Source organism: Marinoscillum sp., assembly GCF_040222955.1.
Lineage (GTDB): Bacteria > Bacteroidota > Bacteroidia > Cytophagales > Cyclobacteriaceae > Marinoscillum.
The window spans coordinates 316,401-340,207 of sequence record NZ_JAVKCA010000008.1; the positions used below are offsets into that span (position 1 = coordinate 316,401).

Below are 23,807 nucleotides of genomic sequence, written 5' to 3' on the forward strand. Positions count from 1 at the left end.
CTCAAAGGTTACTGATGTTTTATTCATCCACCCTGTTTAATACGGAATCAGGGAAATAGCGATTGGTAAGGGCCACCATCTCGTCTCCTTTCACAAACATATCTATGGTAATCTCCTCCGTGTGGGACAGGCCACAGGCGCCCAGTAACTCCAATACTGCATGGATAGTATTGTGATGAAAATAGTAAACCCGGTCAATTTTATCAGTCACCACCAAGCCTTTGGTGAGCATGGCATTTTGCGTAGCCACCCCTGTGGGACAATCGTTGCTATTGCAGCGAAGTGCCTGGATACATCCCAGGCTAAACATAAAGGCACGGGCCGAATTACAGATATCAGCGCCCAATGCTTTCATACGTAAAATAGAAAAAGCCGTGAGGACTTTGCCACTGGCGATCACCTTCACTTCGTCACGCAAGCCATACTTTAGTAGGGTGCTGTGTACAAATATGAGGGCCGGCTCCAGCGGCAGCCCTACAGAATCTGAAAACTCAAGCGGAGCAGCACCTGTACCCCCCTCGGCCCCATCTACGGTAATAAAATCAGGCCAGATTTCCAGGGCCTTCATCTTCTGCACCAGCGCAATAAACTCTTCCGTGCGACCAATGCAGAGCTTGAAGCCTACGGGTTTCCCTTTGGATAATTCTCTCAGCTTCTGAATAAAGTAAAGTAAATCCTCTGGCCCGCGGACATTCTTGTGTCCGGGAGGAGAGATAATCATTGTGTGTGGCTCCACACCCCTGATTCTCGCTATTTCTTCATTGTTTTTGATGGCCGGAAGCACACCCCCATGCCCGGGCTTTGCACCCTGCGAGATTTTCAGCTCAATCATTTTCACCACAGGATTGGCCGCTTTTTCTGCAAAAAGCTCAGGGCTAAAATCCCCCTCGGGTGTCCTACATCCAAAATAGCCTGTACCTATTTGCCACACAAGATCTCCACCTTCAGCCAGGTGATAGTCCGAGACTCCTCCTTCACCTGTATTGTGGTAGAAACCTCCTTTTTTAGCCCCACCATTCAGGGCTCGGATGGCATTCTTACTCAAAGCCCCAAAGCTCATGGCAGAGATGTTGAGAATAGACGCGCTATAGGGCTGCCCACACTTACTGCTGCCTATGGTCACCCGGGGAAATTCCTTAACCGGTGGTGTAGCATAGATAGAATGCCGCAGGGCTTCATAGTGATCATTGTTAATATCCATTTGCGTACCAAATGGATGGGTATCATTCACATTCTTAGCCCGGCGATAAACCAGCGCCCGGTGATTCCGGCTGTAAGGTTTGCCGTCTGTACTTCGCTCGATAAAATACTGTTGTATCTCCGGAGAAATCATCTCAAAGAAGTACCTGAAATAACCCAGCAGGGGAAAATTCCTGAGTATGGTATGATTCCTCTGTATCCGGTTATGAAAGCCGATGAATGCCAGGGGAATTAATACAGTATAGCTCCAAAACCAGCCGGGGCTATAATAGTAACCCATCAGACCAACTGCTATCAGAATGAGGGGTGTAACGAAATAAAAAGTGTGTCTCATATGTTGTCTAAAAAAGATTCACTGAATGTACGAATCTAGTTTGACAGTTCATCCACTTTGACACCTACTTATACAAGAAAAGTTAGATATAAGACAGAAAGCGCACCTTTTAGCCAATAGCATCCCTCACCAGCTCTACATTTTTCTTGCTGTTGCCAATGAAAATCTGATCCTCAATTATAAAAACGGGGCGCTTCAAAAAAGTGTATTCTTCTAAAATGTAACGCTTATAATCCTCCTCTGTCAGGTTCTTGTCTTTGAGACCCCAGGCCTTGTATTTCATAGCCACCCTGGAGAACAGTACTTCATACGAACCGGCCAAAGCCTGCATTTCCTCAATTTGGCTTTCTGTAAAGGGGTCTTTTTTAATGTCCTGCGCATCAAACTCCTCGCCAATGCCCAGCTCCTTCATGATCCGTGTGCAGGTAGAGCACGTGGACAGGTAGTACACTTTTTTCATAGTCAAAAATTTCAATCTGGTAATAATCTCAAAACACCTTTTCCTTCTACACCGAGGTACACAAACCCATCGGGCCCCTGCCTCACACTTCTCACCCGGCCAATGCCCTCCAGGTATTTTTCTTCCTTCACTATCTTATTGTCCTCCACATCACACCTGTGCAGGTAGCCAAACTTCAAAGAGCCAACCAACAGGTCCCCCCTGAGCTTTCCGTATTTATCGGAGGTCACAAAGTCCATCCCACTAGGGGCAATGGAAGGTACCCAGTATACCTCAGGCTGCTCCATGCCGTCTTTGGACGTGATCTCTGTGAATTTGGTACCATTGTAGTTGATGCCGTAAGAAATCACCGGCCAGCCATAGTTCTTCTTTGGCTTAAGGACATTCACTTCGTCTCCCCCTTTGGGTCCGTGTTCGTGCTCCCACACTTCTCCGGTTTCGGGGTTTACAGCCAGTCCCTGAGGGTTTCTATGCCCATAGGTATATATGGTCTGCATGGCAATGGGGTTTCCTGCAAATGGATTGTCTCTGGGCACACTGCCGTCATCATTCACTCGGTGAATCTTGCCACAGTGGTTGTTTAGCTTTTGAGGATTCTCATCCCTATTGCCCCGATCACCCACCGAGACATACATATAGCCCGCCTGGTCAAAGACAATTCGCGATCCATAATGGTGACGGGTGTCCGAAGCGGGCTCCGCCCGAAATACTTCAGCTGACTCTACCAATGCATTGCCCTGTAGTTTGCTCCGCATCACAGCTGTGGTAGCCAGGTTGCCACCCATGGGTTTAGAATAAGACAGATAAACCCATCCGTTTTGAGTAAAATCCGGATGCACTCTCACATCTAATAAGCCACCCTGCCCTGCTACTACCACCTCAGGGGTGCCACTGATGGCTTGTAGTTTGGCGCCATTCCACCTATATAAAGTGCCGGAGATGTCGGTCACCAGCATATCCCCATTGGGTAGCCAGTCCATCCCCCAGGGAATATTGATCTCACTAATCACCACCTCGGTGCCAAATGAAAATTCATTGGCAGACTGTGACCACCCGTAAAGTGTCAAACAGAGGAAAAGGGAGGACATCAAATTCTTCATCCGAAAAAAGGGTTTGGTTTAGGGTTTTAAACCTAATCAGTAATTCATTGTTTCGTTTACCAACAGGTAATTTTATCTATCCATCAGATTCTCCCCAATTGTCAGAGATGGGACACCTCCATGGAGGATACATACACTAAATTTGGGAAGCAAAACACAAAGGCTTGAAAAACGACATCCGGGTGATCATCCCCGCTTTTAATGAGCAAAATGCCGTAGGACTGGTAGTGAATGAAATTCCAAAAGACTGGGTGACAGAGATCATCGTGGTGGACAATGGATCCAGCGATGACACCTTTGCACAAGCGGAGCGGAGCGGTGCCACGGCCCTGAGAGAGGCTCGACGCGGGTATGGGCAGGCCTGCCTGAAAGGAATGGAACACATAGCCAACAGTACCACTCAACCAGAGATTGTCGTTTTTTTGGATGGAGATCACTCCGACTATCCGGCACAGTTGCCGGATCTGGTGAAGCCCATCCTCTCGGGAGAAGCTGATCTGGTGATCGGGTCACGTGCCTTAGGACAGAAGGAAAGGGGGTCGATGACCCCACAACAAATATTTGGAAACTGGCTGGCTACCACCCTCATCAGGTGGTTTTATGGGGTGAAATATACCGACCTGGGTCCCTTCAGAGCGGTGCGATACAGCAGCCTCATGGCCATAGGAATGAAAGACACCAACTACGGCTGGACGGTAGAAATGCAGCTAAAGGCCGCCAAACTCAAACTCAGAACTCTGGATGTACCGGTGAACTATCGCCAGCGCATTGGAGTTTCGAAAGTCTCCGGCACGGTAAAGGGCACCATCATGGCTGGTTATAAGATTATATTTACCATTTTTAGGCACTTGTAAGCGGATTTTGAGTACATGGAGTGGATCGTAATTTTTGGATATTCTTTTGCACTGCTGATTATTAGCCTTTTCAGCCTGGAGCAGCTATATCTTGCCCTTCTTTATCGAAAGACGAAAAAAAGACCTGCCTACGAAGCACTGACACACTTCCCTATGGTGACTGTGCAGCTGCCTGTGTATAATGAAAAATATGTGATCGATCGACTGATCGACTGTGTGTGTGCGCTTGATTATCCTAAAGACAAATTGGAGATTCAGGTACTGGATGATTCCACCGATGAAACAAGTGACCTGGTGATGAACAAAATAGGTGAATGGACCGCTAAAGGGATAGACATCCGACACATTATTCGCCCTGAGCGCGTTGGGTTTAAAGCAGGAGCCCTGCAATATGGCCTACAGAAAGCCGGGGGTGAATACATCGCCATATTTGATGCAGATTTTCTACCCCACCCGGACTTTCTCAAAAAAACACTCCCAGCTTTCAGAGAAGACATTGGGATGGTACAAACCCGCTGGGGGCACATCAATCAAGACTATAGCATCCTCACACGTATGCAGGCTTTCGGGCTGAACGCACATTTCACCGTGGAACAAAGCGCCCGAAATGCTTCGGGCAAGTTCATGAACTTCAATGGCACTGCCGGCATCTGGCGAAAGGCCTGCATTGAGGACGCTGGTGGTTGGCAGCACGACACACTCACTGAAGACCTGGACCTCAGCTATCGGGCACAGTTAAAGGGATGGAAATTTGAGTACCTGGAAGGGGTCACCAGCCCTGCAGAATTACCGGTACTCGTTACAGCCATCAAATCACAGCAGTATCGCTGGAACAAAGGGGCGGCAGAAACCGCCAGAAAAAATTGCGTGCATATCTGGAAGTCTGGCCAGTCATTTCATGTGAAGCTGCATGCGCTGATGCATCTGTTCAACAGCTCTGTCTTTCTGTTTTTGCTGATTGCGGCTGTCCTGTCCATCCCCATGCTTTACCTGAAGGGCGCACAGCCGGAGTTCGAAATCATTTTTAACCTGGCAGGAGTATTTATTGTAGGTTTTATCGGGATGACTATCTTCTATTGGGTCTCCGCCCGGGCCTCTACTCCTGATTTTTCACTGAAATATTACCTGGTTCATTTCCCACTTTTTCTCATTTTTTCCATGGGAATGGCTTTGCACAATGCCATCGCAGTAACGGAGGGCTACCTGGGGATCAAATCACCTTTTATCCGAACCCCGAAGTTCAACATCACCTCCCGGAAAGACAGTTGGAAAGGAAACAGCTACCTAACTAAGGGAATCGCCCCACTCACGATTATGGAAGGCCTGCTGGCATTGTATTTTGTTTTTGGTGTGGTGACAGGTATCCAAATGCAGGACTTTGGGCTGATGCTGTTTCACACCATGCTGGCGCTGGGATTTGGCGCTGTGTTTTTTCTTTCGATCAATCCACTCAATGATGCCAAAACAGGATAAAACAGCTGTATTTGCGGCTGGTTTTATCTTTTTTGCGGGTATTTCTGCTACCGGCCTCCTCATCCCCCGGCACCATGGCTGGATGCTGCTGTTTGCTTATTTCTCTGCCTTCTTTGCCTACATCTGGCTTTGTAAAAGCGAAATTAAACTCACTCACTTACTGGCCATAGGTGTTACGGCCAGGCTCATACTTTTCCTGGGACTTCCCTCGCTCTCAGATGACCTTTACCGCTTTATTTGGGATGGGGCTCTCCTTCGTGAAGGTTTTTCTCCTTATGCCGGCTTGCCTGCCGAATACCTCTCCCTGGGAATTCCAGGTGTGGATCAGAAGTTGTACGATCAGCTAAATTCTCAACCTTATTACTCGGTATATCCTCCGCTCAATCAGCTGCTTTTCTGGATCAGCACCACCATTGGTACCACCTGGCTGACTCAGGCCAATCTATTAAGATGCTTTTTTTTGATGGCAGATCTGGGGAGTGTTTACTTTTTACGCCAACTGCTCTCCCACCAAAAAAACCATTCAGTCATTGGCTGGTTTTTCCTTAACCCTTTGCTGATTCTAGAAGCCACCGGTAACATCCACTTTGAAGGTCTGGTGGTCTTTTTCATTTTGCTTGGTCTATACACTCTTGAAAAAAACCGCACGATCAGCAGCGGTATTGGATTTGGGTTGGCAGCAGCCACCAAGCTACTACCCCTCATCTTCCTGCCAGCCATACTTATGAAAAAGTGGCTCAAAGAAGGAGCAACTGTGACAATAGTGGCTGGTCTGGTTGTCAGCATCAGCCTCATCCCGTTTGTTAATTCAGCTCTTCTTTCGGGTATGCAGTCCAGCCTGGGACTTTACTTTCAGAAATTTGAATTCAACGCCAGTGTCTATTTTCTCCTCAGAGAAGCAGGGTTTTGGTTCCGGGGATACAACATCATTGGGACCCTGGGGCCTACCCTCTCGGTTCTGACTCTACTGGGGGTGCTGGGATTGGCCCTGAATGGTCAAAGAAGAAAATGGCCGCTGTCTAAAACCATGCTTTTCTCCCTTTCCCTATATCTCCTGCTGGCTACCACCGTGCATCCCTGGTATATTTTACCACTGATCGCCCTGGGGTTGCTTTCAGGCTTTTACTATCCCATCGTCTGGTCACTGATGATTTTTGTCACCTACTTTGGTTATCAGGAGGCCGGATTCGAACTATCCACCCTCTGGATTGTTTTGGAATATGGAGTAGTGCTGAGCACCTTTGCCATAGAACTCATCCGATCTCATGAGAAAAGTACATAGGATTTTTTTCTTTCTGTTTAGCTGCATCTGGCTTCCTGCTTGTGGACAAAAGACCTTTGACGAAAAGATGGAAAGCCTGTACCGGTATACGGTGCCGGTGATACAGGCTAATAATCTGAAAGACCTACTGGCAAAAGAAAAAGTCTACGTTCTGGACACCCGAACACCCGAAGAATTCGGCATAAGCCATATTGCAGGTGCTCGTTTGATAGATTTTGATAACTTTAAAATCTCCATGGTGCAGGAGATCCCCAAAGATGCCGAAGTGGTAGTATACTGCTCTGTGGGTTACCGCAGCGAGCGGATCGGGGAAGCGCTGCAGGCTGCGGGCTACCAGCATGTGAGCAACCTGTATGGGGGCATTTTCAACTGGAAAAACAAGGGAAATACGATATACAATAAAAATAATCTACCCACTGACAGTGTGCATACGTACAACAGAAACTGGTCGCAGTGGCTTTATAATGGCATAAAAGTATATGAGTGACGAGAGCGAAAACCTACTGATCATTTTTGTGAAGAACCTGATCCCCGGAGCGGTAAAAACCCGTCTGGCCAAGGATATAGGGATAGATGGGGCACTGGATGTCTACAAATACCTGGTAGAACACACCTTTGAGGTAACCCAGGAGCTGGGGTATTCCAAAGCCGTGTTTTATTCGGAGTATGTGGAAATAGAGGACACCTGGGACACAGAAAAATATAAACTCTTTGTGCAAAAAGGCCCTGATCTGGGAGATCGGATGATGAATGCCTTCAAACATGGGTTTGATAAAAAATTTAAAAAAGTGGTGATCATCGGGTCTGACTGTTTCGAACTGAAAGGCTCACATATAGAAGAGGCATTTGATCAGCTCGACGAAAATGATATTGTGATTGGGCCAGCCACGGATGGCGGGTACTACCTGATCGGGATGAACAAGCTCTACCCGCAGCTTTTTCATGACAAAAAATACAGCCATGACAAAGTGATGATGGATGTGCTGACGGAGATCGGGGAAATGAATGCCAGCTTCCATCTTCTCCCGGAACTGAATGACATTGATACCTTTCAGGATCTCAAAGATTCTGATATAGAATTTGAATTTGTAGACCCGGATGATGAAGACCTTTAAGCTCTTTTTAATCCTTGTATTTGCTGGTGGTGTATCTACCTCCTGTTCTCAGGGTACTTCATCACCTGCAGACCAATACCTGCAAAAAGACTGGGCTAAAAATGCCCTTTGGGACGATGGAAAGGCTGAGGTGGCCACTTACAATGCGGAGCGGGTGGTTTACGGCCAGCCAAGATCGTTTGAGTATACCTATGTGCTGGTGAAGGAGACCTTCAATAAGGAGCATCAGGTAAAAACGGACACTTATGACCGCAATGACTTATATGAGGTCATGAAAATCAATAAGTTTTGTCGGATTCCTACCATGAAGTATCCGTATCATTATCTCACATCCGTTTTTCTGAAAAGAGATGATGCGGGCCTCGTGCATAAACTCACCAACACCTCCCAGGAATGGTGTGGCAATACGGCCAAGTCCTTTGTGGAGGATGGAAACAAGTACCGATACCAGTACATGAGCTATTGGGATGGTCAGGGCAACGGCACGGATAAACTCAGAAAAGGGCCATGGTTTGAAGACCAGCTAAGCTATACGCTCCGAACATTAAACTTTGATGAAGGGCTTTCTTTTGGCATCCTTCTCTACCCCATGCAAGTCAGCAGCCGCGCAAACATGCCCGAAGCAGAAAAAGCAACCATATCAGTCACCAAAGCTAATCCTGATGACCTGAGCGACATTGATTCGACCCTGGTATCTGACCCCTGGAAGGTGAACGTCAGCAGGACTGAAGGTCCGGATCTTTCCTTTTGGATCAATGGAAATTACCCAAACTACTTACTGCGCATGGAGGCTGCCGATGGGCGCAAATTATCCATCAAACGCCTGGAAAGAGATGCTTACTGGGACTATGAGTGACCCTCTCCTGATTGTAGAAGCACACTAAACCAGCCTGGCCATATCCCGGATCAGGATTCTCCTTCGGTCAAAATTGATGACATTTTCTTCTCTAAGTTCATTCATCACGGTTGTGACCGTCTGCCGGGAGGTCCCTGTGAGGCTGGCGATATCCTTGTGCGTAAGGTGATTTTTGATCATCATTTCAAAGCCCACTTTCTGCCCTTTCTCCTCGGCCATTTCCTTCAGAAAGTCCACGATGCGCGACCGGGCATCCTTGAAGACCAACGACTCTATCCGGCGTTCCATTTTACGCAACCTGAACCCAAGTATCTTGAAAATTTTCAGGCTTAGGTCCTGATTGTCCTTCATCAATTCCTTGAGGTCCTCTATGGTCATCGGGCACACCCGCGTGTCATCATCCATGGCCTGAGCAAAGTCTGCCCTGCGATCCTCCCCTGCTAATGCCAGTTCGCCAAAGACTTCTCCTTTGGTGAGGATGGCCTTTACAATCTCCTTTCCGTCCTGAAGGTAACTACCAATCTTTATCCTGCCCGAGGCTATCATGTAAATGTTCAGCGAAGGCTGATCCGGGAAATAGATAAATTCATCCTTCTTGAAAACATTGGGGCTGTGCTTCTCCTCCATACTGGGTGTCTTGGCAGGACACAGTATTTCAAATAAATCCACGTCTTCAAAATACCAGAGCTTAGATTGATCACTCATATTTCAAATTCAAATAGTTAGGAATAGATAAAAGTTTGTTAAGTGTGCCACGGAGTTACATTTTTGTGCAACTTTTGCCGCAACGTAAGTCTAACAACATAAATACTCAAAATGTCTCATTGATGGACTATTTAAATGTAAAAGCGCTTCATATCATCTTCATTGTTACCTGGTTTGCAGGCTTATTTTATATTGTGAGGCTTTTCATTTACCAGACCGAGGCGCAGCTCAAACCCGACCCTGAAAAAACCATACTGAGCGATCAGTTGGCCATTATGGCACGCAGGCTCTGGCTCGGCATTACCTGGCCATCAGCCATCCTTACGCTGGTCTTTGGCTCGTGGCTCCTCCTCTTGCAGCCAGGCTGGCTTCAGCAACCTTTCATGCACATCAAGCTCTCTTTTGTCTTCTTTTTGTACCTCTATCATTTCGCGTGCCACTACCTCTACAAAAAATTGCAAAAAGGAGAAACTAAATACACCTCCAATCAATTAAGAATCTGGAACGAAGTGGCCACATTGTTTCTTGTGGCTATCGTTTTTCTCATTGTAGTAAAAAATCAAATAAGCTGGATATGGGGCACCATTGGTATTTTCGCCTTTGCCGTTGCGCTCATGCTGGCCATCAAGCTTTATAAGAGAATAAGAGAACAATCAAAATGAACAAGTTCAACCGATCATTCCTGTTTCTGCTGATCCTCTCTGCATGTGGAGAGGTGAAATCAACGTACGAACTGCCCATTCTGGGCAGATCAGAGGTCAATGAAAAAGTAGTCAATGGCGAAACAGTCTATGACACCACTTACCATACCATTGCTGATTTCCAGTTTGTGAATCAGGATAGTAACCTCGTCAGCAACGAAACATTTTCTGGTAAGGTGTATGTGGCGGATTTCTTTTTCACCTCCTGCCCCACCATATGCCCGGTAATGAAACAGCAAATGCTCCGGGTATATGAAGCCTATAAAGACCATCCTGAGGTGGCCATCCTCTCGCACTCTATTGATCCGGAGTATGATACAGTGGCGCTGCTTCATGATTTTGCTGAGCGACTGGGCGTGACCTCAGATACCTGGCATTTTGTGACCGGCGATAAAGACGAGATTTATGAGATTGGTGAAAAAAGCTACATGGTAGTGGCTAATGAGGACGATAGTGCTCCTGGAGGATTCATCCACAGTGGCGCCTTTTTATTGATTGATCAGAAAAGAAGAATCCGGGGTGTATATGATGGCACGGTGCCGGAGCAGGTAGATATCCTCATTCTAGACATTGCCCGACTGACTACCAAAAAGACAGATGCAAAACTTTAAACGACCAATATTCCTCATTCTGACAATCCTGGTTTCCTCCTGTGGCTCCTCACCTAATAAGCAAACTGCGGATGAAGAGCCAATGGATCGGCGTACCGAAATCCGCCTCACTCAATACATGGTGCAGGGCAAGAGTCTCTACCAGACCTATTGCTCCAATTGTCATCAGGCAGACGGTACCGGACTGGCCAAATTATACCCTCCGCTGGCAGGTTCCGATTATTTAATGGCAGACCTGAAAGAGGCGGCCTGCCTCATCAAGAATGGAAAAACCGGAGAAATAATGGTCAATGGTGTCAGCTACAATCAAATGATGCCAGCCAATACCAATCTCACACCGATTGAAATTGCGGAAATAATCACTTACATCAGCAATTCCTGGGGGAATAAAGCAGGTATCTCCGCCACCAGAGATGTCACCCAGTGGCTAAAAAACTGTGAGGATTCAGAAAACTAGTTTAAGGCCTTTTGACCCTCCTCAAGTGAGCTTAGCATGAGTCGTTTTACCTCCTCTATTTCCTTCAGCTGGCCTTCGAGGTAGGTCTTCACTTCTTCTTCGGATCCGGCAAAATCGGGATCAAATCCGTGCATCCAGTTCATCATGGATTTATTGGCTGAGCTCACAGCCACAGCCAGCTCCCGATAGCGAGTAGCAGCCACGGTATCTTCTGCCAGAGAGTCTGCCACGGCCAGCAGTTGCTTCTCGGTCATCCTGAGCTCTCCCATTTTGGGCATTACCGCATCATGTACTTCCATTACCTGATCTTTCAGCGCTTTGGTGTCCGTTTTTTTTGTTTGGGCACACGCCCCCAATACCACCAGACATATCATCAATATTCTTTTCATAAGATTAATTGGGTTGTAGTTTGGCTCCTTCCAGGATGTACATCAACTGATCCACATCAGAATCATTCAATTTCAGTTTACCGGTGATGGTCACCTTTTTAGCCGTGTACTTTACGGTCTCGTCCAGGTAGATTTCGGCCACAGACTCCGGACCAGCACCCCCACAGAAAAAACAGGAGGCCACGGGTACAGAGGAAATGATCAGGTGGTCAGGCTCAAACATCCCCTCGAATGGTATGATATAGCCGGAAAGTTCTATTTCTTTTCCTTCGATGCTTTTGATGTCCGGGCCAAATTTTGGGACATATATTTCGCCGTATTCGTCTTTTGATTTTTCGTATTCGATCTTGCTGAGGGTTTTCCAGTTCTCAGCCGAAGTACCCTGTGCCATCGCCCAGGTGCCCAAAATGATCATCAAACTGCTTATTAATAAACGCATATTTATCCTTTTGCTAATGTTTCTGAAATATCTGTTTTATAGGCCAGCACCGCCGGAATCACAGCGGCCAAAAGGCCAATGATTAAACACCCAAAGAGCACAATCCATTCCTCATTGATGAAATAAAAAGTGCGGGGGTTAATCCCCTCCAATGATGATGCCATAGCATACAACACCCCATGAGCAATGAGCAATCCCGAAATCGCGCCCACAAAAGTAATCATCAATCCCTCAAATAATATGTGGAGCAAGATCTGCCTGCGTGTGGCCCCCATGGACCGCATAATGGCAATATCGTATTTTCGATCTTTCAGGGAATTTAGTAAAGCAATGAACACGCTGATTGCTGATATGGCGATAATCATAACACCTAAAATATTCAATACCTGAATGCCCACCCCAATAATATTGAATAACCTGGCAGCTTCAAATGCGGGTGACGCAGCCTGCATGCTACTTTCTCCATTGATGGCCCGTGGAAGCATCACCGCTCCCATAGGAGACCGATACTTCACCAGGAGTGACGTGATCTGCTCCTCCTCATACTGCTCCCGGGTCACTGTGAGGCCCCAATGATCAATGGTGATAAGAGAATCCTTCTCGTGGGATTCATGCTCTTCTTCATGGTCATGTACTTGCCATATGCTCGCCACCCCTGTCAGAATCAGTTTGTCCAGCACAGTGTTGGAAGGTGACATAACACCCGCCACCACGAATGGCTCACTCTCATGGGCTTCTCCATCTTCGGAAAGTCCATGCTGACTTTCGAAAGTATCTCCCAATTGCAGCTTTAGCTTTTCAGCCACCAGAGCCCCAACAACCACCTGCATAGGATGCTCAAACCATCCCCCCGCGCTCAGTTCTGCTCCGTAGAGAGCAGCATAAGCATCTGTGGTGCCTACTATCCGGTAGCCCGCATAACTATCACCCAAAGAAAGCGGAATTACCTCGCTGATATACCTGCTATGGCTCACCTCAGCCGCTTCCATCAGATTGATATTCCCGGTAGGAAAATCCACGTGAAAGATGTTAGCCAAAATCAATTGAAGCGGACTTCCTTTGGCGCCTATCACCAGGTCTACTCCTTTGGTGTTTTTAGAAATCTCATTTTCGAGCTCCCTGGAAACCAGCAGAATAAGTACCACCACAGTCACCCCAAATGCCAGCAATAGCCAGCTCAGGAAACTACTCAGAGGCTTCGCCAGAATGCTCCGTAGACTTAGGTATGGGATATTCATAATGTCAACTGATTTGGAAACTCACTTTTTACCCGATGGTCATGTGTGGCAATGATGAGCGTGGCTTTGCAGGCTTCAGCCTGACTCTTCAGCAAACGGATCACCGCAGTACAACTTTCATCATCCAGGCTGGCAGTGGGCTCATCGCCGAAAATCACCGCGGGTTGGTTGATGACTGACCTGGCAATAGCCACGCGCTGAGCCTGCCCCTGACTCACCTCAAAGACTTTTCGGTGAGCAAGATCATGAATCTGCAGATCCTCCAGCACCTGACCGATCTCCTTATTCCGCTTGGGTTTGTGGCCAAAAAAAGTAGCCAAACGAATGTTTTCCTCTACCGTGAGCGCCCCTATGAGATGTGGCTTCTGAAAAACGAACCCAATGTGCTGGCCTCGGTATCTATCCAATGCTGAAGAAGACAATGTTTCCAGGTGCGTGCCCTCTATGACCACCGAGCCTGAAGTAGGCCGCAAAAGCCCGGACAGCAGATGAAGCAAGGTGGTTTTTCCACATCCAGACGGGCCCAGGATCAACGCATGATCACCGGCAGCAACCTCCCAGTCTGGAAAACTGAGCAGGGCCTCCTCGTCATAGGCAAATTTTAAGTTTTTAGTGACTAACAATTAATATGACTATTTTGATAATATTTTGTAAAATTTTCATTATGTTGAGTAAGTATTCTCAAAGACCAGCTGATATGACCTTACTACTCTTTCCCGTTGCCATCGTACTTTTCCTCTATCATTCCTTCAAAGCCAGACTTAAGAAAAGCATCAAGCCTGCTGATGAAGCAGCCGGTTGATCTGGTGCCGATGATGAATCAGGTGTGCATTGAAAAACTTCACCATCGCGGGTAAAGTGATTCGCCCGGCCATGGGATGCTTATAGATGCCCCTATTCAGAAACTCATCAGGGTACTCATCCAGAAACACCTTCAGGTCATCACTTGTTTGGTCAAATAGGGATTTCATTTCATCCAAAGTCCGCTCCTCTGATGGACTGATCACTACTGAGGGTGCTTTTATCTTGATCCGGGAATAAAGAATGACATTATACACTTCCATCCTCACTGAATTAAATAGTGAAGCCGCCGGCATTTGATCCCCTGCGAGTAGTTTTTTCTTGCAATAATTAAGGGATCCACTTTCCGCAAAATGCAGATGATCCAGCACCTGCAAAACCGACCATTGATGATCCACCGGCTTCCACCGGAGTTGATCCTGAGTATGGGAATGAAGCTGACGAAAAATCGCTTCTTTCCCCGCTTGTAGCCGATCGTAATGAACTTGAACTTTCCTATTCATAAGCCGCAAATTATACAAAACAGACCAAACCAATACCCCTTTCCAATCGGGCTAATCTTGCAATAAATGGCAAAAAAAAGTATCTTCGGCATGACTTTCGTGCGGAATGTCGATAAACCACCCAAAGCCGTTGCTCAACATAAATCGCGAGCAGGGTCAATTGTAGCCTGTTGATCCTATGTAATATGACGAATAATAAAATAACTTTGCGGTACAAAACGCCTAAACGATTAATCGGCAACACTTATGCACGTATTTGATATTATTGCCCTTTTTATATTTCTTGCCGGGCTTTTCATATTTGTCAATACCTACTTTCTAAAATTACCGTCTTCCATAGGGCTTATGATTATGGCGATCGCGCTATCAGTGATCATTTTGCTTGTAGGGCTCATTTTTCCCAGTCTTCAGATTGGTGCTGTGGAGCTCGAAGAGTATGATTATGCGGAAGTACTGTACCATGTGGTGCTCTCCTTCATGCTGTTCTCAGGCGCCTTAAACATTGATTTCAAAAAGCTATCCAAGGAACGTACTCCGGTATTGATACTGGCTACCACGGGTGTTTTAATATCCACCTTTGTCATTGGAACCCTGATCTATTATATGCTTGGGTTTGTGGGCATCGAGTTACATTACCTCTACTGCCTGGTTTTCGGAGCGTTAATCTCCCCTACCGATCCCATAGCAGTGACCAAAACCATCAAGAGATTCAACCTTGACAAAGAGTTGGAAATCAAGATTGCCGGAGAGTCCCTTTTCAATGACGGCATAGCAGTGGTACTGGCACTGACCTTGCTGGACATTGCCCATGCAGGCGAGGATCATGCCCTCTCGGTATTTGAAACGGCTTACATCATTGGTGCAGATATTGGCGGGGGAATCTTTATCGGGCTTTTCCTGGGTTATCTGGGCTACAGACTACTGAAATATGTAGACAATGATGCCGTTGAGGTAGAAATTCTCATCACACTAGCCATAGTCATGGCAGGTTCATTTCTGGCAGATTTCATACACGTGTCATCCAAGCAAGCGGCAGTGGTGATGGGGCTGGTCATAGGCAATGAAGGGCGTGGCGAGCACGTAACGAGCGCAGCAGGCGATTATGTTTTTAAGTTTTGGAACCTCATGGAAGAGTCGCTGGCCGCAATGCTCTTCGTACTCATTGGGCTGGAAATGCTCGTGATTCCACGGAGACTGGATTATTTTTCTGCAGGCTTTTTTGCGGTCAATATTGTACTTCTGGGAAGGTGGGTCAGTGTATATATCCCTATCAAGCTGATGTCAGTCAAACGATCATTTTCGCCCAGCACTATCCCGGTGCTGACCTGGGGTGCCCTTAGGGGAGGTCTGCCCATTGCACTCTCGCTTTCATTGTCGGATTTCCATGGGAAAGACATTATCGTCACCATGACCTACATCGTGGTGGCCTGCTCCGTGCTCTACCAGGGCCTCACTGTTCCTCTCCTGATGAAGATGAACTTCACAGAAAAGAAAGAGCGCAAAGTCCACGGACACTAATCATAACCACACCAGCTGGCCACCAGTATCCAAAAACCTTCAGGTTCGTTTGATCCCCTAGACGCCACTGCCTTCCTGATTTATTGGGTAATTATACTAATTTTACCGGCTCATGAAAACGACCCACACATTCATAGCATTTACCCTGGCGATCCTCGCAAGCCTGTTTTCCTGCAGTGGAGAGAAGGAGAACGCCGAAGCTAGCCATGGCTCCCCGCGAATCAAAAAGCACAGCAAACTAGTGACACCCAAAGTCAATTCAGAATACGTCCTGGGTGACGCAGTGGATTTTTCCATTCAGTCAAAGGAAAAGATTGACTCCATCGTACTGGATTACGAAGGACAAACAAAAACCTATCAGGAACCAAGCTTTCAATGGACGGCCAGCCAGGCGAAAACAGGTGCGCAAAAACTTCGGGTAACTGTGTATGCCAATGGAACTACCGAGACCCATTATCCAAAAATTCGATTTTTTTCTGACATTCAACCCGAGGAATATACATATGAAGTGATTCGGGAGCTTCCTCATGACCCTGAAGCCTACATACAGGGTCTGTTTTTTCTGGATGACACACTGGTGGAAAGTACCGGACGTGAAGGACTCTCCAGACTGAGTAAAACGAACCTTCTCACTGCTCAAAAATACCAGACCGTGAACCTACCGACTCAATATTTTGGCGAAGGAAGTACCGTTTGGAATGACCAGATCATACAACTCACCTGGACTTCTCAGGTCGGATTTGTATACAACAGGGCGCTTGAGCAGACCAACACTTTTCATTACACGCACGAAGGCTGGGGAGTTACCACCCTTGACAACACCCTGGTGGTAAGTGATGGCACTGAGGTTCTTCATCTCCTCGACCCGAGAGACTTTTCGGAAACCGGACGCCTTGAAGTCTATACACATGATGAAAAAATAGTGAACCTCAATGAGCTGGAAATTATTGACGGCCTGATCTATGCCAATGTCTGGATGGAAGACCTCATTGTGGTGGTTGATCCAAAAACAGGCAAAGTGCTTCGCAACATTGATATGTCGGGCCTGTCCAGTCAGTTTGATAACCGGGAGATCGATGCGCTGAATGGCATCGCCTATCACGCCGCTACGGGCGGGATATATGTGACCGGTAAGCTATGGCCTAAACTTTTTGAAGTTACCTTTAAGCCGAAGAACTAATTTTAACCATACAACATGACCCTATCTGAAGCCACCGAGAAAGTGAAAAAACTGGCCGCCAACAATGGAGGAAAAGTAAAAGCCAAAATCAACTTTAAATTTGAAGAGGGACTCATTCACCTGGATGACACGGTAAGCCCTACCCTGGTATCCAATGAGGAGCTCAATGCCGCCTGCACCATCAAGCTATCTCTGGAGAATTTTGATAAAATGATGCACGGAAATCTGAATCCGATGATGGCCTTTATGGGTGGAAAAATGAAAATTGATGGCGATAAAGGGGTAGCCATGAAGCTGGCTTCATTGTTTTGATGGGGTAATCAGAAAACAGCCTACCTCAAAATATAGAGTTTCCCAAAACCATTCTTAAAAGCCCGGTCGGCATTGGTATTCCTATGCTCTATCTGCTCCCCATTCTGGCGTATGAACACCTTATAGAGGTAAACCCCGTTGGCCAGACGATCACCATATTCATCACGTCCATCCCATGCGTATTGGGTGATATTATTTCCAATTCTTAATGGCCCTATTTCGTCCTGCGTAATTTCACGCACCACCCGACCCGTCACGGTCATAATTTGAATTTTGATGCGGTCAGGCATAGTACTCCCTGTAAGGGTAAACACAAATCTGGTCTGTGTAGAAAAAGGGTTCGGGTAAGGGTAGAAATGGGTGATGGTAGACTCATTGATCACCTCAAACGAGATTTCGTAAGGATATTCACCAGATTTATTTCCACTCTCATCCGTCCCCTGTACCCTAAGGGCATAGATTCCATCCTCAAGCGGGCCTGGCATATAGTTGATTTCAAAATCTTCTGTCTCTGTGGCCGGGGTATAAGAAACCTTGGGGTTAGCAAAGCTCACCCGCTCATAATCGCAGGTCTCGCAGGGTGACTTCAACTCAATCGTGATTCCAGAGGTATCATCCTTATACAAAAATTCATTGTCGTCTTTGAATCGAATCAAAATACTCGGGGTAGGTGACACAATATCCCCATCCAAAATATACCCCCCATCAAAGGTCACATCAAGCACGGGATTGATCTCATCCTCGGTCACCAGCAGCGCATTTAGCTGATTTACCATGTTATTAACTGTGTAAAGCTCCGTTTCCGCAGCCTGCACGCTCACCAGAACGTTATTATAGCCTGTTCTGCCTCGTGTAGTCTTAGCCACTGCTATCCGGGTGGTGTCTCCAGGTGCTGGTGCTGCCACCCTGTAATTTTCAGTCTCCCGATTTCCGCTGGTCACATTGGTTACAGCCACCTGCACCTCCAATGAATCTGTAAATTCAGCATTGGATATATTGGTAAACAAATAGCTTCGGCTGAAACCCGCACCCTCAGGCACTTCTTCAATCACATAATCCTCAGGCACCAGAATTCCTTCTGCCGGATACTCATAGTTGACCCCCCAGCTTCTGAGGTTAGGTGGGGTTTGGTCGGCATCATCCGCAAATGCAAAATTAAGAGTCATATAGGGGTACAGTTCGGCATCCAATGCAGAGACATCTATCTCCGTAGACCTGCTTCCCGAAAAGATCAAATCCTTCTGACCTGTGGGCGATACCCCGGTCACATTGAACTGCCAGCTATCATTTGGCTCCCCATCTACCTCATAATGAAAGCTCTGCCATTTTTTAGCCGGCCCTATCAAAGTGGAGCTAAGGTTTCCCGAGGTGAATTTTCCAGTCACCAGCCCAACCAACTCTATCGCCTGGGATTTCAAAGGCACGGCACTCCCGTCTGAGGTCACCACGATGGCACTCCCAATGGGGTCTCCTTTCCTACCTAAAAAGATGACGGGCTGCCCGTCCGTCAACCCTTCAATGGTGGCATTGGCAATTCCTATATTGTTCAGGGAGGATTTGATCTGTGCATCCCACTTGGAAAACGCCACATGGTCAAAAGAGAAGAGCAACACCACGTCTCCATTGTCAATCACGGAAACGATGCTGTCGAGGTATCGGGTACTGCCCAGCACCTGACTTTCATTAAAATTATGGATCATTTGAGGTAAACGTCCGCAAACCAGGTCATTATAAACATCCGTACCCAGGAAGCCAAATGGACGGTAGGGTTGAGCAGACTCTTTGTCAAATACCACGGCATTGATGGCGTTCAGTCTTTTGCAGGTAGGGTCAGCGGCATTGTCGGTAAGCAACAGGTTGATTCCGTCCACGATCACCTGATAATCGACATATTCATTGGGACTATCTACCCCGTGCGTATTGATTTGGATATCCGTTTTTGTCTCCTGAAAACTTAGTTTTTTGCTTTTTACATCATAACTAACTCCATGAAGTGGATCTTTCTCAAACTGGTAAGCACCCACCTGGGACCACCCCTCTGCAGCGCCCTGTACCAGCGTAAAAGATGCCTCCACCCATGAGGTATCTTCATTATCGCGTGCTTCTGCAAACCTCGTTCGCCAGTAAACGGTGGTACTGTCAGGTGCTGAAGTCAGATCCAGCGGATAGCTCATCAGCAATCCTCCTTCCAAAGACTCACTTTTCAAAAAAGCACTATTATAGGTAGCAGTGGTATCCACCATCAGGGTGTACACCCGATTTTGCTCCAGCTGATTGGCCGACTGCCAAAGCAATCGGGTAACAGGCTCAGACACAATCGAATAGTCGATGGGGTAAAGCGGAATCGTATTTCCCTTCGGAATAAACAGCTCAAAATTGGAGGTGTTATTCCCTTCATTGAGTTCGGTCACATCATTGTCCGGATCCAGCTGAATAAGAAAAGTATTCGTGCCTTCATTAGCGCTTTCCAGCTCGTTGTAGAGGGTAAAACTGAGGGTATCCTGTCTCAGCACCCTTTCGAAGTGACGACTCACAGTCTCCTGAGTACCGTTGGGGAAAGTCCTCTGAATAGTAATCTTCAGGGAATCAGTAACAGAGCGTCCATAATTTCTCACCGGGATATTGATCTGAAAACTATCCGCATTGGAGAGTACCCGCTCCCGGCCAAATGCGGATGCATAAGTCTCCAATGTCTGGATTTCGTAGTCCGGTGACTGTGCACCAAACACTTTCACCGCAGGATCTCCCTGGAGCACCGTTTGGTACACCTGGGACTGCTCGGTGCCTCCCGTGCCGTAAATTTCCAAAAACCTTTCAGAAACCAGCTTTGTAAGTTCTCCGAGCGACCGCCCAAAGGTCTCGTCAGTGGCAAAAGCCAATTGATAGAAAAGATCAGACCACCGCTTGAGACTGGAGGAAAGCGCAAAATCTGAATTGGCCATCACGGCCAGAGCTCCGGCATTCGGTGTGCTGATCCAATCTTCACCAAAGGTGAGGCTCGTTGTAAAAATCTCTCCGGCATTGCAGCCATTCACCAGGATCACCGGGTATTTTCCTTTGTTGTTATACCCATCAGCAGGGTTGGAGGCCCTGCCTATCTCTATGTCCGTAACGATACTACTGGAGTGCCCGAAGAAAGTAATCAGACTCACCCCCTGATTGACTTCCTGAGCCACATTGATGACCTTGACGGCATCGGTGCTGTTTTTGTTAATATTGGATGCTTTTCCGCCCAAAAAATCCCGCTCGGCTATGGACTTGAAATTGAGGATGTAGTTTTCAAAAGATCTCAGTTCGCCAGCGGTCTGCCCCCCGCTCAGGTGAATGAGGTTCTTCCTCCACAACTGGTCATAGGGTACAGCTTCCATTTCCATAATCTTATCCAGGTAGGCTTTCACATCCGCACTATTCAGGGCATTCAAACGCCCCGTAGCCACCTGGGGGGCCAGGTTTCCTGCCTGCGTATCCACACTGAAGAGGAGATCAGAACCCGGATAACCAAAAGTAGGCACATAGTGAGTCAGAGTAGTCGTTTGTGGGTTATTGCGATAGTACTTGTGGTTAACAGTGGTTCCCTTTCCTATCAGAAAAAGATGATGTGGAGCTCCGACATTGAGGGCGTACCCCACAAAATTCCTGATGGCCAATGGGGAAGGATCCCCATAGTTAAACTGATCAAAAAGCTCCATAATCTCTACCCTCAGTACATCGTAACCTCCTCCGGATGCACTCTCCCGATAGTTTACATAGGCGGTCACCGGATTCACACCATCTACCAGCTGATCCAGCTTAGGGTGAGTGACCATCAGATAGTTGGCACTGGATACAGGCAGAGGTGACAGTGTAGCCCTGGATATAGAAGGTACTGAGGTTGGGGTTTCAAACACATGCAGTACCCGATCAATGGTAAGGTCAGGAAAAACAAACTCCAGCCTGTCTGAAAATGCGGTGGTAGCCAGGGACTTTGGCGCCGTAGGATTGGTAATATCGAACACACGAAGAGAGGCAGCTGCACTGGTGGGTACCTTCACATATCCTCTTTGAGCTCCCGTTGACCCGATTCTGAAAGTCCTGGCACCTCCGGTATGATTAAATTTCTGGGCATAGTCTACTTTCACATACGACACCCCTATTACATCTGTCTGACCTGAGATTCCCTTTGGCGTGATCTGCACCATTAACTCTCCCGAAGAGCCTACATCGCTCCACTCAAGAGCTCCACTGTAGTATTTGTGATACCTGGCATCAAAAGTCACAGTGGCAAGGGTTCTTAAATTATTGGTATTTCTACCCACACGAATATCCACCACATGCTCAAAACTACTCACCCCGGTAAGCACCAGTTGCAGCACTGGCTTGGCACCCGTCGCCTCCACATTACTCAGGGTGTAATTGAAGTTATTGGATGCATTCTTGGAAATATTGCTGCCCGTCCAGCCTTCTCCATAATCATACCTGGCAGAGAGTATATCATTGGTAGAGCCATAGCGAAGGCCTGTGGCATAAGTACCCACCTGAAGTTTAAGCTGATTATCCCAATGGTAAGGTGCGGCAGTGAGGCCCGTGGCATCTTTTATACTGGAAAACTCCATTCGTTTACCACTGGTATTGGTGAGGTGCCAGGTGAGGAAGTAAGTAGCCGTGTCAGAAAATAAATTATAATAGGTATGGGGCTGCGCCTCCGGAGATACATAAAGCTCTGTGTCCGCTGTTCCATCGCTCTTCTTTCCGTAAAACTCAAAGGAATCTAATCTTCCATCATTGTTGGTATCCTGAGTAGAGATGGCCACCTCTTGCCCACGGCGAAAGAGCTGATACCTGTTCACGGCGATATTGCCCACAGGTACACCCGCTATGGCCAGCTCATCTGCTGTAACCTTATACACTCCGTCCTTAGCTATTTTAATTTTGTAGTAGCTCTGCTCGTAATTGATCCATTCGTTGCCAAAAGTCTGGGCACTAACCGCCAGGCCGGACAAGAGGCACCCTACAAACAAAAGAAGTCTAGTCCACCACATTGAAGTCCACTTTGATTGAAAAAACATGTGAATAAAGTCCAGCTGCCTGATCACCTATATCTGTAAAAGCATAGTCTATAGCTACTTCTTGAATTTTAAGCCCGATACCGACATTCGGCTGAAAAGTCCAGGACTGACTGCCATCAAAATCTTTAATGTGCTGAAACTGGCCTATCCCACCCCTCAGAAACGCCAGCCGCTTATAGCCCAGTTCCACACCCAGCGACGGATCTACGGAAAAGGACTCTGTCCTGATCAATGTATTTCTCTTGCCGTCCGTGGTAGTTACCAGGTCCAAAGAGGTCATCAATGAAAATTGATCGAGAAAACTAAGCGTTCGGGAGGCACCCAATATCATCCTGGGTAATGTTACCTCCAGCGATCGACTATAAAGTTCGTTTCCGGTCTGGGCATACACTTCAGCCAATTCTTCATCCGCTATGGACCAGCTGTTGAAAGTGCCAAAAAGATCACGCCCCATCAGACCGAAATTCCATGATTTCCAGGTTTTCTGTACGCCCACATCCATTCCGAAACCCCAGGATCCGGCAAAATCACCCACAATCCGCCGAATGACTTTAACACTACCTCCTACATCGAGACCACCCAGGACCCTGAGTCGTCGGCTGTAAGAGATCAAAAAAGCATAATCAGCCGCCGAAAAAAAGCGGATGTTATCATAATTTACCGATCCGTTTGCATCAAAAAGAAGTCGTGTATCAGCAATGTCGTCCACCGCAAACCGAATCACCGATACACTCAACGCAGAGCTGTCATCCAGGTGGGTGGCGAAAGCGCCGTAATCGTAATTGGAAATGCCGGCAAAGTATGCGGAGTGCATCAGTACCAACTGGTGGTCCGGAGCCATTTTGGAGAGTCCGGCCGGATTCCAGTAGCCGGATGAGGCATCTGCAGTGTGCGACACCATGCTCAACCCGAGACCAAAAGCCCGCGCGTCCACCCCTATGTTCATAAACTCATTGCTGTATTTTGGCGTGTTGTCCTGAGCAGGTAAAATGATGCCGCAGAGCATAGCAAAAATGAATACGAAAACGCCTTTTCCCATTGACCGTTATTTGTTCCCCTAATTTAGATGAAGACTTGAGGTTCTTGAAAACAAAGGTGACAATACTCAGAGTTAAACACCGATAATTTCGATGAAATATAACTTTTTCAAGTTGGAATGTATTTTTTTAAAGAATATCGCGTAAACAGGTAATATTTTTTACTAGGTACTCGGCCATGCATAGTACCTTTCCGT

23 protein-coding genes are annotated in these 23,807 nt (G+C 47.1%); 12 read left to right on the forward strand and 11 right to left on the reverse strand.

What is annotated here, in order from left to right:
- Window positions 1-19: 19 nt before the first annotated feature.
- From RIH33_RS07265 to RIH33_RS07275, 3 genes are all read right to left on the reverse strand, one after another.
- Complete coding sequence (locus RIH33_RS07265; protein ID WP_406654455.1) at window positions 20-1,534, reverse strand: FMN-binding glutamate synthase family protein; 1,515 nt, start codon at window positions 1,532-1,534, stop codon at window positions 20-22.
- Window positions 1,535-1,643: 109 nt separating this feature from the next.
- Window positions 1,644-1,994, reverse strand: a complete 351-nt coding sequence (locus RIH33_RS07270) for an arsenate reductase family protein (RefSeq protein ID WP_406654457.1) — start codon at window positions 1,992-1,994, stop codon at window positions 1,644-1,646.
- An 11-nt stretch (window positions 1,995-2,005) separates the two neighbouring features.
- Window positions 2,006-3,094, reverse strand: coding sequence for a PQQ-dependent sugar dehydrogenase (locus RIH33_RS07275; protein ID WP_406654458.1), 1,089 nt, complete (start codon window positions 3,092-3,094; stop codon window positions 2,006-2,008).
- Window positions 3,095-3,258: 164 nt separating this feature from the next.
- Here RIH33_RS07275 and RIH33_RS07280 point away from each other — a divergent pair, with 164 nt between their 5' ends.
- The 6 genes from RIH33_RS07280 to RIH33_RS07305 are packed head-to-tail and all read left to right on the forward strand — an operon-like array spanning window position 3,259 to window position 8,674.
- On the forward strand, window positions 3,259-3,948 hold the full coding sequence (locus RIH33_RS07280) for a glycosyltransferase family 2 protein (RefSeq protein WP_406654460.1): 690 nt from the start codon (window positions 3,259-3,261) through the stop codon (window positions 3,946-3,948).
- Window positions 3,949-3,963: 15 nt separating this feature from the next.
- On the forward strand, window positions 3,964-5,421 hold the full coding sequence (locus RIH33_RS07285) for a cellulose synthase family protein (protein WP_406654462.1): 1,458 nt from the start codon (window positions 3,964-3,966) through the stop codon (window positions 5,419-5,421).
- Entirely contained in the window at window positions 5,402-6,703 is a 1,302-nt protein-coding gene (locus RIH33_RS07290) for a glycosyltransferase 87 family protein (RefSeq protein ID WP_406654464.1), read from the forward strand. The genes RIH33_RS07285 and RIH33_RS07290 overlap by 20 nt, the downstream gene beginning before the upstream one ends.
- Window positions 6,687-7,190: a rhodanese-like domain-containing protein gene (locus RIH33_RS07295; protein ID WP_406654466.1), complete on the forward strand. Its 504-nt coding sequence runs from the start codon at window positions 6,687-6,689 to the stop codon at window positions 7,188-7,190. The genes RIH33_RS07290 and RIH33_RS07295 overlap by 17 nt, the downstream gene beginning before the upstream one ends.
- Complete coding sequence (locus RIH33_RS07300) at window positions 7,183-7,818, forward strand: TIGR04282 family arsenosugar biosynthesis glycosyltransferase (protein ID WP_406654468.1); 636 nt, start codon at window positions 7,183-7,185, stop codon at window positions 7,816-7,818. Before RIH33_RS07295 ends, RIH33_RS07300 begins: the two co-directional genes overlap by 8 nt.
- A complete protein-coding gene (locus tag RIH33_RS07305; RefSeq protein WP_406654470.1) occupies window positions 7,802-8,674 on the forward strand; it encodes a hypothetical protein in 873 nt (290 codons plus the stop codon). The genes RIH33_RS07300 and RIH33_RS07305 overlap by 17 nt, the downstream gene beginning before the upstream one ends.
- A 24-nt stretch (window positions 8,675-8,698) precedes the next feature.
- On the opposite strand, the gene RIH33_RS07310 is transcribed toward RIH33_RS07305, so the two are convergent.
- Window positions 8,699-9,379: a Crp/Fnr family transcriptional regulator gene (locus RIH33_RS07310; RefSeq protein ID WP_406654472.1), complete on the reverse strand. Its 681-nt coding sequence runs from the start codon at window positions 9,377-9,379 to the stop codon at window positions 8,699-8,701.
- Window positions 9,380-9,501: 122 nt separating this feature from the next.
- Here RIH33_RS07310 and RIH33_RS07315 point away from each other — a divergent pair, with 122 nt between their 5' ends.
- From RIH33_RS07315 to RIH33_RS07325, 3 genes are read left to right on the forward strand one after another with little or no spacing between them, the layout of a single operon-like run.
- Window positions 9,502-10,041, forward strand: coding sequence for a CopD family protein (locus RIH33_RS07315; protein ID WP_406654474.1), 540 nt, complete (start codon window positions 9,502-9,504; stop codon window positions 10,039-10,041).
- Window positions 10,038-10,691, forward strand: coding sequence for an SCO family protein (locus RIH33_RS07320; protein WP_406654476.1), 654 nt, complete (start codon window positions 10,038-10,040; stop codon window positions 10,689-10,691). Before RIH33_RS07315 ends, RIH33_RS07320 begins: the two co-directional genes overlap by 4 nt.
- Window positions 10,678-11,148, forward strand: coding sequence for a c-type cytochrome (locus RIH33_RS07325; RefSeq protein WP_406654477.1), 471 nt, complete (start codon window positions 10,678-10,680; stop codon window positions 11,146-11,148). The genes RIH33_RS07320 and RIH33_RS07325 overlap by 14 nt, the downstream gene beginning before the upstream one ends.
- Here RIH33_RS07325 and RIH33_RS07330 read toward each other — a convergent pair.
- From RIH33_RS07330 to RIH33_RS07350, 5 genes are all read right to left on the reverse strand, one after another.
- Window positions 11,145-11,537 carry a hypothetical protein gene (locus RIH33_RS07330; protein WP_406654479.1) on the reverse strand — a complete coding sequence of 131 codons (393 nt, stop codon included), beginning with the start codon at window positions 11,535-11,537 and terminating at the stop codon, window positions 11,145-11,147. The two genes, RIH33_RS07325 and RIH33_RS07330, sit on opposite strands and share 4 nt — an antisense overlap.
- 4 nt (window positions 11,538-11,541) lie before the next feature.
- Entirely contained in the window at window positions 11,542-11,976 is a 435-nt protein-coding gene (locus RIH33_RS07335; RefSeq protein ID WP_406654480.1) for a hypothetical protein, read from the reverse strand.
- A 2-nt stretch (window positions 11,977-11,978) separates the two neighbouring features.
- A complete protein-coding gene (locus RIH33_RS07340) occupies window positions 11,979-13,214 on the reverse strand; it encodes an ABC transporter permease (protein ID WP_406654482.1) in 1,236 nt (411 codons plus the stop codon).
- Entirely contained in the window at window positions 13,211-13,837 is a 627-nt protein-coding gene (locus RIH33_RS07345) for an ABC transporter ATP-binding protein (RefSeq protein WP_406654483.1), read from the reverse strand. The genes RIH33_RS07340 and RIH33_RS07345 overlap by 4 nt, the downstream gene beginning before the upstream one ends.
- A gap of 150 nt (window positions 13,838-13,987) precedes the next feature.
- Window positions 13,988-14,518 carry a DinB family protein gene (locus RIH33_RS07350; protein WP_406654485.1) on the reverse strand — a complete coding sequence of 177 codons (531 nt, stop codon included), beginning with the start codon at window positions 14,516-14,518 and terminating at the stop codon, window positions 13,988-13,990.
- A gap of 246 nt (window positions 14,519-14,764) precedes the next feature.
- Between RIH33_RS07350 and RIH33_RS07355 the strand changes: the two genes are divergently transcribed.
- The 3 genes from RIH33_RS07355 to RIH33_RS07365 all read left to right on the forward strand — a co-directional run bounded on the left by RIH33_RS07355 (window position 14,765) and on the right by RIH33_RS07365 (window position 17,528).
- Complete coding sequence (locus RIH33_RS07355; RefSeq protein ID WP_406654487.1) at window positions 14,765-16,036, forward strand: cation:proton antiporter; 1,272 nt, start codon at window positions 14,765-14,767, stop codon at window positions 16,034-16,036.
- Between the two features lie 112 nt (window positions 16,037-16,148).
- Complete coding sequence (locus RIH33_RS07360; protein ID WP_406654489.1) at window positions 16,149-17,216, forward strand: glutaminyl-peptide cyclotransferase; 1,068 nt, start codon at window positions 16,149-16,151, stop codon at window positions 17,214-17,216.
- A gap of 15 nt (window positions 17,217-17,231) precedes the next feature.
- Window positions 17,232-17,528: an SCP2 sterol-binding domain-containing protein gene (locus tag RIH33_RS07365; RefSeq protein ID WP_406654491.1), complete on the forward strand. Its 297-nt coding sequence runs from the start codon at window positions 17,232-17,234 to the stop codon at window positions 17,526-17,528.
- Window positions 17,529-17,548: 20 nt separating this feature from the next.
- Here the strand turns inward: RIH33_RS07365 and RIH33_RS07370 are convergent, their stop codons facing one another.
- On the reverse strand, window positions 17,549-22,546 hold the full coding sequence (locus RIH33_RS07370) for a C25 family cysteine peptidase (protein WP_406654492.1): 4,998 nt from the start codon (window positions 22,544-22,546) through the stop codon (window positions 17,549-17,551).
- On the reverse strand, window positions 22,533-23,612 hold the full coding sequence (locus RIH33_RS07375) for a PorV/PorQ family protein (RefSeq protein WP_406654494.1): 1,080 nt from the start codon (window positions 23,610-23,612) through the stop codon (window positions 22,533-22,535). The genes RIH33_RS07370 and RIH33_RS07375 overlap by 14 nt, the downstream gene beginning before the upstream one ends.
- Window positions 23,613-23,807 lie beyond the last annotated feature (195 nt).

Excerpts from the sequence above, each read along its gene's own strand:
- RIH33_RS07265 (WP_406654455.1), bottom strand. The coding sequence starts at position 1,534 with ATGAGACACACTTTTTATTTCGTTACACCCCTCATTCTGATAGCAGTT.
- RIH33_RS07270 (WP_406654457.1), bottom strand. The coding sequence starts at position 1,994 with ATGAAAAAAGTGTACTACCTGTCCACGTGCTCTACCTGCACACGGATC.
- RIH33_RS07275 (WP_406654458.1), bottom strand. The coding sequence starts at position 3,094 with ATGAAGAATTTGATGTCCTCCCTTTTCCTCTGTTTGACACTTTACGGG.
- RIH33_RS07285 (WP_406654462.1), top strand. The coding sequence starts at position 3,964 with ATGGAGTGGATCGTAATTTTTGGATATTCTTTTGCACTGCTGATTATT.
- RIH33_RS07290 (WP_406654464.1), top strand. The coding sequence starts at position 5,402 with ATGATGCCAAAACAGGATAAAACAGCTGTATTTGCGGCTGGTTTTATC.
- RIH33_RS07295 (WP_406654466.1), top strand. The coding sequence starts at position 6,687 with ATGAGAAAAGTACATAGGATTTTTTTCTTTCTGTTTAGCTGCATCTGG.
- RIH33_RS07300 (WP_406654468.1), top strand. The coding sequence starts at position 7,183 with ATGAGTGACGAGAGCGAAAACCTACTGATCATTTTTGTGAAGAACCTG.
- RIH33_RS07305 (WP_406654470.1), top strand. The coding sequence starts at position 7,802 with ATGATGAAGACCTTTAAGCTCTTTTTAATCCTTGTATTTGCTGGTGGT.
- RIH33_RS07310 (WP_406654472.1), bottom strand. The coding sequence starts at position 9,379 with ATGAGTGATCAATCTAAGCTCTGGTATTTTGAAGACGTGGATTTATTT.
- RIH33_RS07315 (WP_406654474.1), top strand. The coding sequence starts at position 9,502 with ATGGACTATTTAAATGTAAAAGCGCTTCATATCATCTTCATTGTTACC.
- RIH33_RS07320 (WP_406654476.1), top strand. The coding sequence starts at position 10,038 with ATGAACAAGTTCAACCGATCATTCCTGTTTCTGCTGATCCTCTCTGCA.
- RIH33_RS07325 (WP_406654477.1), top strand. The coding sequence starts at position 10,678 with ATGCAAAACTTTAAACGACCAATATTCCTCATTCTGACAATCCTGGTT.
- RIH33_RS07330 (WP_406654479.1), bottom strand. The coding sequence starts at position 11,537 with ATGAAAAGAATATTGATGATATGTCTGGTGGTATTGGGGGCGTGTGCC.
- RIH33_RS07335 (WP_406654480.1), bottom strand. The coding sequence starts at position 11,976 with ATGCGTTTATTAATAAGCAGTTTGATGATCATTTTGGGCACCTGGGCG.
- RIH33_RS07340 (WP_406654482.1), bottom strand. The coding sequence starts at position 13,214 with ATGAATATCCCATACCTAAGTCTACGGAGCATTCTGGCGAAGCCTCTG.
- RIH33_RS07350 (WP_406654485.1), bottom strand. The coding sequence starts at position 14,518 with ATGAATAGGAAAGTTCAAGTTCATTACGATCGGCTACAAGCGGGGAAA.
- RIH33_RS07355 (WP_406654487.1), top strand. The coding sequence starts at position 14,765 with ATGCACGTATTTGATATTATTGCCCTTTTTATATTTCTTGCCGGGCTT.
- RIH33_RS07360 (WP_406654489.1), top strand. The coding sequence starts at position 16,149 with ATGAAAACGACCCACACATTCATAGCATTTACCCTGGCGATCCTCGCA.
- RIH33_RS07365 (WP_406654491.1), top strand. The coding sequence starts at position 17,232 with ATGACCCTATCTGAAGCCACCGAGAAAGTGAAAAAACTGGCCGCCAAC.
- RIH33_RS07370 (WP_406654492.1), bottom strand. The coding sequence starts at position 22,546 with ATGTGGTGGACTAGACTTCTTTTGTTTGTAGGGTGCCTCTTGTCCGGC.
- RIH33_RS07375 (WP_406654494.1), bottom strand. The coding sequence starts at position 23,612 with ATGGGAAAAGGCGTTTTCGTATTCATTTTTGCTATGCTCTGCGGCATC.